General features: G+C 30.4%; 1 CRISPR repeat array (cut by both window edges).

From position 1 onward, the window contains the following. Positions 1 to 12,685: a CRISPR direct-repeat array (repeat unit 29 nt; unit sequence GTTATTCATTAACTATGAGGAATGTAAAT) (it extends past both window edges: 632 nt to the left, 2,958 nt to the right).

Raw genomic sequence — 12,685 nt, forward strand, 5'->3', positions numbered from 1 at the left:
TTCGACTGTAGCGCAAAAGCCGTTATTCATTAACTATGAGGAATGTAAATTTTCTATAGAAGATAAGGACTGGCGTCGAGCTAATGGTTATTCATTAACTATGAGGAATGTAAATGAAAGTTTCGTAACGCGTTTATATTCGAGTAGGTCCGGTTATTCATTAACTATGAGGAATGTAAATTACAACCATAGATTTGGCAGAAGGAGAGAGATCATTGTTATTCATTAACTATGAGGAATGTAAATCATTTCTATTCATCAACAATTAAATTTATTCTTCATGTTATTCATTAACTATGAGGAATGTAAATACGTGAAAACGTTGGCTCAAGAAGGCAAGATTTATGGTTATTCATTAACTATGAGGAATGTAAATGCAAATCGTCCTCGTTCAAATTTAGTAACGGTGAAATGTTATTCATTAACTATGAGGAATGTAAATAAATGGATCACTCTCCATCCCGTATTGTCCAGCCAGTTATTCATTAACTATGAGGAATGTAAATGTTATTTTGATGACTCTAACCTTGCGCTTAGTAATTGTTATTCATTAACTATGAGGAATGTAAATATGAAGCATTGCAGAGTACAAAGAGCGCTCATCATCGTTATTCATTAACTATGAGGAATGTAAATTTCAGAGTAATTATCATAATAAATTTTATAAATTACGTTATTCATTAACTATGAGGAATGTAAATGGCGTCGACTGGGGATATGACCACTATGGAGCCATTGTGTTATTCATTAACTATGAGGAATGTAAATTCCAATACATTATCAAAACCTTTTATAGTAGGATTCGTTATTCATTAACTATGAGGAATGTAAATTTTAAAATAGTATTTAATTTAGTTCTGCTCATCTTCGTTATTCATTAACTATGAGGAATGTAAATGTAGAGTCAACTAAACGTTTTCTGTCTTGCGGCAACTGGTTATTCATTAACTATGAGGAATGTAAATTATTATGCCCCTTGTGACTGCACCTGTTTAGCAAAAGTTATTCATTAACTATGAGGAATGTAAATTCGTCTGCTGGTAGTAAGAAAAAATTTCAATTAAGTTATTCATTAACTATGAGGAATGTAAATTTTGGGAAGCCAAAACGCTATGTAAGCGACGCTGCACGTTATTCATTAACTATGAGGAATGTAAATGATAATTGCTAATTTTATATTTCTTCGCGAGTTTGCGTTATTCATTAACTATGAGGAATGTAAATACTGTATCATTATTAAAAACATCTTTAGATGTTAGTGTTATTCATTAACTATGAGGAATGTAAATATGACAACGAAAGCTGTTTATGCAAGTGGAGGGAAATGTTATTCATTAACTATGAGGAATGTAAATTTTTTTAGCTCAAAAGTGCGTAGAAGCAGGCGTCACGGTTATTCATTAACTATGAGGAATGTAAATTCAAATTCATTTAAAGAAATTAAAAACGTACTTTATAGTTATTCATTAACTATGAGGAATGTAAATCATATAAAAACATGCTCATCTGTATCGATTTTGTTAAGTTATTCATTAACTATGAGGAATGTAAATATCGGTGGGCTATTATTTTTGAAGAGAGGGCACTCAGTTATTCATTAACTATGAGGAATGTAAATCTACCTATACGCATGGAGGAACTAGAGGAAGAAGATGTTATTCATTAACTATGAGGAATGTAAATATTTTGAAATACCCAAATAGTTATAATTTGCACAGTAGTTATTCATTAACTATGAGGAATGTAAATAAACATATTTTAAACTTGCTCCAGATTCAAGGAGATGCGTTATTCATTAACTATGAGGAATGTAAATTTTGAATCAATAACTCTATTTGATGAATAGAAAGTATGTTATTCATTAACTATGAGGAATGTAAATTTCTCTAAACACTTTTATCTAATCAAAGTTGATAAAGGTTATTCATTAACTATGAGGAATGTAAATCGTCATAAGCAACTTGCTCTTGCACTTCTACGCTGGTTATTCATTAACTATGAGGAATGTAAATGAACCAGTTGGCATTACGATGAGTGATTCCCTATATTGTTATTCATTAACTATGAGGAATGTAAATTCTTATCTTGATAGGCAGGATGATCAGCAGGTACACGTTATTCATTAACTATGAGGAATGTAAATAGAAAGGGGATTATGTTCGACTGGTTGGAAATACAAGTTATTCATTAACTATGAGGAATGTAAATATGAAATTCGATGAAATACATCAATTAGCTATGAAAGTTATTCATTAACTATGAGGAATGTAAATATTTCAATCGACGCAATTGGTCTAACATTCGACTAATGTTATTCATTAACTATGAGGAATGTAAATGCAGATGCGACATTCTCTGATGGTGTTGAAGCACGTACGTTATTCATTAACTATGAGGAATGTAAATAGAAACAAAAAGATTCTGAGACAAAGGCTAAAAAACGTTATTCATTAACTATGAGGAATGTAAATAAGCGACATGGTTGTAACTATGACAATCACCGAACGTTATTCATTAACTATGAGGAATGTAAATTTTTGTCCGTTTGGATCAATTACTTTTAAATCTGAGTTATTCATTAACTATGAGGAATGTAAATAAAGTAATACTGCATGAGTATGTCTAAAAACATGCGTTATTCATTAACTATGAGGAATGTAAATATTAAACGAGCATTAGCAATCATGAAAGGGGATAAGTTATTCATTAACTATGAGGAATGTAAATATATGTTAGTTTACTATAAAATCTATATGTTAGTTTGTTATTCATTAACTATGAGGAATGTAAATATGTAACCATGTCCCCTACATACTGGACTAAGCGCGCGTTATTCATTAACTATGAGGAATGTAAATTTGGAAAATTAATAGGATCTTTAGCAGAACACGGATCGTTATTCATTAACTATGAGGAATGTAAATAATGTTTAGGCTTCTCTTTTCTATATCAAAAAATAACGTTATTCATTAACTATGAGGAATGTAAATTTCGTTATCAGTTGGTACACCTCCTGCATAATTATCGTTATTCATTAACTATGAGGAATGTAAATGTAACACCGTTCGTGAATATTTAGTAAGAGGTAATGGTTATTCATTAACTATGAGGAATGTAAATGAAACGGTTGTAGCGGGAATTTGGAAACGCGCAGAGTTATTCATTAACTATGAGGAATGTAAATTTTATCATCGCAATATCCCTCAATACATCACCCCCACGTTATTCATTAACTATGAGGAATGTAAATCCTGCACCATTACCAAAGAACTTTTTATGATTTGCGTTATTCATTAACTATGAGGAATGTAAATCTCTATATATCAAACAATCGTCGTCATCCATGTATACGTTATTCATTAACTATGAGGAATGTAAATTTGTTGGCAAATAGTATGAAGCAAGCGCGTTTATTGTGTTATTCATTAACTATGAGGAATGTAAATGCTGCAAAAGGGCTTGTAAAAGGCGCATGGAATGGAATGTTATTCATTAACTATGAGGAATGTAAATTGGCAACATTTTATTATAGGTTCTCTTTTTGGCTGGGTGTTATTCATTAACTATGAGGAATGTAAATGGTACAGGTACAACAACGAATATAGGTAACGCTTATGGTTATTCATTAACTATGAGGAATGTAAATCAGCAGTTTTAACGTTATGATGTCTTTGACAAAGAACCCGTTATTCATTAACTATGAGGAATGTAAATGAAAATTAGAATGGAAGTTTTTAAGAGAGATAGTTGTTATTCATTAACTATGAGGAATGTAAATTCTGTAATCTCGTATCATCTTATTAATCATGTCAGGTTATTCATTAACTATGAGGAATGTAAATACAAAATGGAGCGATTAAATAATACTTAATAACTCGTTATTCATTAACTATGAGGAATGTAAATTCTTTAATTTCTAACATTTCAATCACTCCATTTTTTGTTATTCATTAACTATGAGGAATGTAAATCGGTGGAGGGGTGATTTTTTATTTTATGAAGTTATGTTATTCATTAACTATGAGGAATGTAAATTGCATCAGCATTAGCACCATCAAAGCAATAGATCTTGTTATTCATTAACTATGAGGAATGTAAATATAATTCTGCAAAACAAAACAGTTGAGGATTACAAGTTATTCATTAACTATGAGGAATGTAAATTATTTCAAAGCTAAAAGGGCATGTTGGCGGTTATTAGTTATTCATTAACTATGAGGAATGTAAATATCGCAATATCAAGTTTTTCTCGATTTTCAATAAAGGTTATTCATTAACTATGAGGAATGTAAATGTCCGTTTAAATATTTCTGGACCATTCTCCTCGTCCGTTATTCATTAACTATGAGGAATGTAAATGAAAACCTCGGTGCAATGTATACCGAAGATGATGCGGTTATTCATTAACTATGAGGAATGTAAATTTTTGCGAAAGAAGGAGGAACAATTGAAAAATTTCAAGTTATTCATTAACTATGAGGAATGTAAATTTCGCTTCAACTGTTTTATATTCTCTGAGTCGCCTTCGTTATTCATTAACTATGAGGAATGTAAATTTATCACTACAAATTGCACTAGAGAACAGCTTGAGAGTTATTCATTAACTATGAGGAATGTAAATGTATTAATCAATCATAAAGAATTTATAAAACTACTTGTTATTCATTAACTATGAGGAATGTAAATCTTTTTTAGATTCTTTATAAAGCACAATAGCTTGGGGTTATTCATTAACTATGAGGAATGTAAATTTCTTAAATAAATTATTGAAAAATTTTTCTAAAATATGTTATTCATTAACTATGAGGAATGTAAATTTTTTGCAGATAAGGGGTTTGACATGGATAGTATTTGTTATTCATTAACTATGAGGAATGTAAATTATAACAGGATATGCAGGACTTACAACCTATGCACATGTTATTCATTAACTATGAGGAATGTAAATTATAACAGGATATGCAGGACTTACAACCTATGCACATGTTATTCATTAACTATGAGGAATGTAAATATCTTATTAATTGTTGTGACATGCGCGGCAACACATTGTTATTCATTAACTATGAGGAATGTAAATTAACATGATACAATTAATAATGTAGTATAAGTAATACGTTATTCATTAACTATGAGGAATGTAAATAATGTTACTAGCGATTGTTTTTCCATTGTAATACCGTTATTCATTAACTATGAGGAATGTAAATGTCATTAAAACAGTAGAGCCTTGTGCCGAACGGACAGAGTTATTCATTAACTATGAGGAATGTAAATTTAAAATGTATTTTAGACGACATTGTGGCAATTAACGTTATTCATTAACTATGAGGAATGTAAATGATATTGAAGTCCATAAAAGTAAATTGGGTGCATGGAGTTATTCATTAACTATGAGGAATGTAAATAAAAGAAATCTAGGGATATGGGGCGATAGCAATGAAATGTTATTCATTAACTATGAGGAATGTAAATGTTTTTTTGAAAAGACGAGTAATGAAGTCGCATTTCAGTTATTCATTAACTATGAGGAATGTAAATTTTGAATCTGCGACTGTGACGTTATCTGGGTCTTTCCGTTATTCATTAACTATGAGGAATGTAAATTCTAGCGAGAATTTGTTATCTTTCCCTAGCAATTTATCGTTATTCATTAACTATGAGGAATGTAAATTGCGTAGCAAGGGTTTGAACGGGTTTCTTCTTATCGTTATTCATTAACTATGAGGAATGTAAATAGTAAAGATTTTCAGTTATTAACTGACAAAAATCGAGTTATTCATTAACTATGAGGAATGTAAATAATAAAGGATTGTAGTCGAATAAATGCGGTTGAATATGTTATTCATTAACTATGAGGAATGTAAATTGCTACGCAAGGCTCCGAACTCCAAAAAACAAAAACAGTTATTCATTAACTATGAGGAATGTAAATAGAAAACGGATATGACCCTAAAAACCGCCAGGAAGGGTTATTCATTAACTATGAGGAATGTAAATCAAATTTAGATTGACAACCGTCACGTTTCACCTTCTCCGTTATTCATTAACTATGAGGAATGTAAATATTACATTTCACGATTCTAATAAATTGATCCCTGGTCGTTATTCATTAACTATGAGGAATGTAAATAACAGTCCGCGGGTTTCGGTGTCGAGAGTAAAAATCGTTATTCATTAACTATGAGGAATGTAAATATAGAAATGGAAAAATCAATTGATCTAGCGAAACGAGTTATTCATTAACTATGAGGAATGTAAATTTATCAAGCGTCAATTTAAGAACATGAATCCTGTCATGTTATTCATTAACTATGAGGAATGTAAATGGAGATGAACGTTGGCATTATGCTAGTGATTTCGCAGGTTATTCATTAACTATGAGGAATGTAAATATGGCTTAGACTTTGAGTTAGAAGATGAAACAAAACAGTTATTCATTAACTATGAGGAATGTAAATGCAGATCTTGAGTCGTTTATCGAATCTCGGTCAAACGTTATTCATTAACTATGAGGAATGTAAATGCAGATCTTGAGTCGTTTATCGAATCTCGGTCAAACGTTATTCATTAACTATGAGGAATGTAAATTACGGAAAACCAAAAATGTATTATGGGGATGCAGCGTTATTCATTAACTATGAGGAATGTAAATGCAGATCTTGAGTCGTTTATCGAATCTCGGTCAAAGTTATTCATTAACTATGAGGAATGTAAATCGGTTGTTGTATTTCAGATACATTAAAAATTGTTTTAGTTATTCATTAACTATGAGGAATGTAAATCGGTTGTTGTATTTCAGATACATTAAAAATTGTTTTAGTTATTCATTAACTATGAGGAATGTAAATCACATAGCCGCATACGTGACGTCGCTAGCAAGGATGTTATTCATTAACTATGAGGAATGTAAATGTATGTTATAATGGAAGGTTATACTATTTTAGGTGTGGTTATTCATTAACTATGAGGAATGTAAATAAACGATTGAATTTATTAAATATGCAAAAAAGAAATGTTATTCATTAACTATGAGGAATGTAAATGTTTTTGCCGCAATTGCTGGACTTTTTGTAGCTTTGTTATTCATTAACTATGAGGAATGTAAATGATGATTCTTTAGATGTAAATTTTGTGGAGAGTGGTCGTTATTCATTAACTATGAGGAATGTAAATGCTTTATATGCTCAATCTGCACGTTATGGAATTAATGTTATTCATTAACTATGAGGAATGTAAATGCAGGTATGTTGTCTAAATCGAGTGTTAGAATATCTGTTATTCATTAACTATGAGGAATGTAAATGGAGCAGAAACAAAAGCAACGGAAACGAAGAAAAAGCGTTATTCATTAACTATGAGGAATGTAAATATATGTTCGTTGAAAACGTCGTTAGGGTCACATTTGGCGTTATTCATTAACTATGAGGAATGTAAATCAGATCAGTTATGAGACGAATGTAATCGACATCAAAGTTATTCATTAACTATGAGGAATGTAAATAACATGCTTGCAGTTCTTCAGGGATTAGGAGACGCTGTTATTCATTAACTATGAGGAATGTAAATAATGTATTCTTTACGATACTTTTTCTTAGCCTCTGCGTTATTCATTAACTATGAGGAATGTAAATGAAACTACTGATTTAATACCATTCCAGACGTTTGAAGTTATTCATTAACTATGAGGAATGTAAATAAAGGTGATAATGAAAACGATGAATTATTGAAATTTTGTTATTCATTAACTATGAGGAATGTAAATGAAGAAGTATTAAACCAAATGACACAAGATGGCAATCGTTATTCATTAACTATGAGGAATGTAAATTTTTATTTAAAAACTCAATCGAGAGCACTTAACTTGTGTTATTCATTAACTATGAGGAATGTAAATAAGAGCATGTCGGATTTATTATCAAAGACAGATGTTTCGTTATTCATTAACTATGAGGAATGTAAATTATGGAATGCAGTTAAATCAGTCACATCGTCAGTGTGGGTTATTCATTAACTATGAGGAATGTAAATTATGAGATTTAAATGGCTATTACGCCTATTTCTAGCGTTATTCATTAACTATGAGGAATGTAAATTTTTGAAACTTTATTTTTAATAATTTAACTTCGTAAGTTATTCATTAACTATGAGGAATGTAAATTAATAATCAACATCATTGAAATCCTCTAAAATCGAATCGTTATTCATTAACTATGAGGAATGTAAATTATTTCTTTATCTTTTCATTTTTACTTACTAGCTTATGTTATTCATTAACTATGAGGAATGTAAATCTCGTAAAGGAAAACGTCGCAAATAGAAACACCGAGTTATTCATTAACTATGAGGAATGTAAATAAAAAGATTTTAATAGTTTAGTGGAGAATCTTGATTCGTTATTCATTAACTATGAGGAATGTAAATGTTTTTGCCGCAATTGCTGGACTTTTTGTAGCTTTAGTTATTCATTAACTATGAGGAATGTAAATTGAAAACGGACATGTTAAACGTACATAAAGCGTTGATGTTATTCATTAACTATGAGGAATGTAAATCTATATCCATTCACAGAAGTAACCGCTCCACTCGAACGTTATTCATTAACTATGAGGAATGTAAATTTAAATCTTTTACAGATTTTAATGAAACATCATAAGGTTATTCATTAACTATGAGGAATGTAAATTTATGTTATCAATACGAGTATTCAAATCTTGGACGCTGTTATTCATTAACTATGAGGAATGTAAATTTTTTTTACAGTGTTCAAAAAGTCTGCACTTTCTCTGTTATTCATTAACTATGAGGAATGTAAATTGCAGAATCGGTTTCTGAAAATCGACTACAGCCAATGCGTTATTCATTAACTATGAGGAATGTAAATATTAAAGCAGCAGTTAAAAAGGGGACTACTAAAAGTTTGTTATTCATTAACTATGAGGAATGTAAATCGTTATGCGTATGAACTGGATGTAGTGGATTTCAATGTTATTCATTAACTATGAGGAATGTAAATGCTGATGTTGCAACAGACTTCGGCGCTGACACAGTCGTTATTCATTAACTATGAGGAATGTAAATTTTGATTATGGGAATAGAAAGGATGTGATAAAAATTGTTATTCATTAACTATGAGGAATGTAAATGTTTTTTCGAGAAACAATTGAAACGGTGATTTCCAAGTTATTCATTAACTATGAGGAATGTAAATTTTCGAAACTTTATTTTTAATAATTTAACTTCGTAATGTTATTCATTAACTATGAGGAATGTAAATGTTATACCAAATTGCATTTGGAACAGGCTCTGCGAGTTATTCATTAACTATGAGGAATGTAAATCCTTGAAATCGGGCTACAGGCAAAGACACGGCAGTGTTATTCATTAACTATGAGGAATGTAAATTGAAATAGCTTAATAGAGCATGTTCATGGCTATTTTGTTATTCATTAACTATGAGGAATGTAAATATCGCACAAGCAATTGAAAACTCGAAGCCATTAAGTGTTATTCATTAACTATGAGGAATGTAAATGCTTATGATGACACAGAAGCATCTTTAGTACGTAGTAGTTATTCATTAACTATGAGGAATGTAAATATTTAAGTTTTATTTTTTCATATAGCTGTAAGGCAGTTATTCATTAACTATGAGGAATGTAAATTATAAAATTTCTTTAAAATCTCATCAACTTGCTTAAATGGTTATTCATTAACTATGAGGAATGTAAATGGAAATATATCGTTGAATACAATCTCATGAGGATACATCGTTATTCATTAACTATGAGGAATGTAAATGGTCATGAGCATACAAGGCTTGTTCGAACTGATCATTCGTTATTCATTAACTATGAGGAATGTAAATATAATATCATTTTGCTTAGCTTGCTCAGCTTCAAGCCGTTATTCATTAACTATGAGGAATGTAAATGCTTGGGCTTTTAATTGATTGTATAAATCTGGGTTGTCGTTATTCATTAACTATGAGGAATGTAAATCTCACATTAAACGATCGCGACGCGGTTGGACTTGTATTGTTATTCATTAACTATGAGGAATGTAAATCGCAATATTATGATTGGGATTATCATCATGCTTGTAGTTATTCATTAACTATGAGGAATGTAAATAAACGATATGCTGGTGACGCGGCACGTAACACTTTTAGTTATTCATTAACTATGAGGAATGTAAATGTTAAATAACTTGAGATAGATTCTGAAATGCTTTGGTGTTATTCATTAACTATGAGGAATGTAAATTTATCTACGGTTACAATAACTTCTTTATCAGCTTTAGTTATTCATTAACTATGAGGAATGTAAATGGTCAATGAAACTACTGTTACAATTGATGCAATGAATGTTATTCATTAACTATGAGGAATGTAAATCACTCTCCATAGCCTTATTCACTTCTTGCTGAAGTTGTTATTCATTAACTATGAGGAATGTAAATTAAAGGCACTCCATAGACTAATTTTTCACCAGCACGTTATTCATTAACTATGAGGAATGTAAATATAAAACTTCCCCATGACAGATGCGGGATGAAACTAGAGTTATTCATTAACTATGAGGAATGTAAATTCTCTTTTTAAAATATTCTAACTCGTTTCAAAAACTCGTTATTCATTAACTATGAGGAATGTAAATAGCGGTATCGATATGTGGGGACAAATCGAGCGTTTCGTTATTCATTAACTATGAGGAATGTAAATCATAAGAAATCTATCTTTTGCGATTGGCAAAACAGAAAAGTTATTCATTAACTATGAGGAATGTAAATCACTTTTTAGTTTTATTTGCTTTTTTCTTTAGCTCGGTTATTCATTAACTATGAGGAATGTAAATCTCGTTGACAGTGGCAACATGATGGCTTCTATGGAGTTATTCATTAACTATGAGGAATGTAAATGAAGCATTAGAACCTATCGAAGGTGTGCCATTACTGTTATTCATTAACTATGAGGAATGTAAATTGATGAAAAAGAAATTTCATATGAGTCAAAAGCGAGTTATTCATTAACTATGAGGAATGTAAATCAAACATCAGAAGGTGTTGTATTAAGTGGTGAATACATCGTTATTCATTAACTATGAGGAATGTAAATTCAATTGGATTAATGATCTGATTAACAACGCCAATATCGTTATTCATTAACTATGAGGAATGTAAATGTACTAAATCGATAACGATTGTTGGAGCTCCATCGATCGTTATTCATTAACTATGAGGAATGTAAATTTTTTGATTCGATCAATTGGAACGCCGAACATCTGAGAGTTATTCATTAACTATGAGGAATGTAAATTTTCGTTTTACCTGTTTGTTTTGCGGCTTCAATTGCTGTTATTCATTAACTATGAGGAATGTAAATTATTTTGGAAAATTAAAAGTTAATAAAATTACTAAGTTATTCATTAACTATGAGGAATGTAAATCAAGCAAACCCAACTCAACAAATAGGGCAAATCAGGTTATTCATTAACTATGAGGAATGTAAATTAAATATACTTCGACTTTGTATTTGTGGACTGAAAAAGGTTATTCATTAACTATGAGGAATGTAAATACATCAATGGTTGCACTGAACAAGTTGCAAAAGCATCCGTTATTCATTAACTATGAGGAATGTAAATCGGTAAACCTTTTACAGAATCGGATTTGGAGTACATTGTTATTCATTAACTATGAGGAATGTAAATGTATCAGCTAGCGGAGCATAATTGCTTACTGCGCCCAGTTATTCATTAACTATGAGGAATGTAAATTCGTTATAAAAGTGATTTGAAAAAAATAGATAATTAGTTATTCATTAACTATGAGGAATGTAAATGTAAATAGAACGTATGAACGAACAATACTCATATAAGTTATTCATTAACTATGAGGAATGTAAATCAATTATTTCTGTCTAACAGCCCCACGTCGACGTGTGTTATTCATTAACTATGAGGAATGTAAATCATTTTAAGCATAATAAAAAGCACCCAGAAGGATGCTCGTTATTCATTAACTATGAGGAATGTAAATTGTGTAGTTAAGGCTAATGGTGTCGATTATACATTTGTTATTCATTAACTATGAGGAATGTAAATCTCTTTATTTCACCCTAAAGCTTAATGCATGACAAATGTTATTCATTAACTATGAGGAATGTAAATATACGAATTTGATAGTGGCCCCCGATTCCAAAAGTGTTATTCATTAACTATGAGGAATGTAAATATTTATATAAGTTGATCTCTTTACTCTCCGATGAACTAGGTTATTCATTAACTATGAGGAATGTAAATACTAGCGTTATTTTTATGCCTTCCACAGTGATTGTGGTTATTCATTAACTATGAGGAATGTAAATGCTGTAATCATTAATTTAAAAGCTACTCTCCAATGCAGTTATTCATTAACTATGAGGAATGTAAATGTTGCACGCAACGTATCGGCTTGTTGGGCGGTTAGAGTTATTCATTAACTATGAGGAATGTAAATCTTGTATAGCTAATCCATCCCCATTATCATCAATACGTTATTCATTAACTATGAGGAATGTAAATGGATATTTGGATATAATAAATGAATTTGACGTAAATAGTTATTCATTAACTATGAGGAATGTAAATTAACGGTATCTATGGAAGCACTGCCTGTTGTTAGCAGTTATTCATTAACTATGAGG

It is taken from the genome of Rummeliibacillus sp. SL167, assembly GCF_007896505.1.
GTDB classification, from domain to species: domain Bacteria; phylum Bacillota; class Bacilli; order Bacillales_A; family Planococcaceae; genus Rummeliibacillus; species Rummeliibacillus suwonensis.